The sequence below is a fragment of the Paraburkholderia sp. BR13439 genome, from assembly GCF_040948805.1.
GTDB lineage: Bacteria > Pseudomonadota > Gammaproteobacteria > Burkholderiales > Burkholderiaceae > Paraburkholderia > Paraburkholderia youngii.
The window spans coordinates 1-255 of sequence record NZ_JBFPKN010000209.1 but is presented as its reverse complement, the minus strand read 5'-3'; the positions used below and the strand labels follow the sequence as shown (position 1 = coordinate 255).

The following is a 255-nucleotide window of genomic DNA, read 5'->3' as shown; positions in this document are numbered from 1 at the left end:
TCCGGCGTCTCGCACGTGACTATGAACGGCTCCCCGAAACTCTCGCTGGGCTTCATTTCGTCGTCTTCGCAATGCTCATGCTTGTCCACGCCGTGTCAGTACTTCAAAGTTCCTAACACGCTCTAGGCAAGGTCTGCACAACTCGTTTTCAGAGAGTTGGCCGTTTGCCACTTGCGTCGTATCAGCCATGAGAGTCTGCTGGCAGGTTGGTCGCCTGGCTTTTTGAAGCGTGACGACCACTGTTTGCCGAGATTC

Annotated in this window: 1 pseudogene; it reads left to right on the top strand. The window is 54.5% G+C overall.

Features of this window, described 5'->3' with window-relative positions:
• Nucleotides 1–116, top strand: a pseudogene (locus AB3X96_RS42905) (IS5/IS1182 family transposase); the annotation flags it as partial.
• Nucleotides 117–255 lie beyond the last annotated feature (139 nt).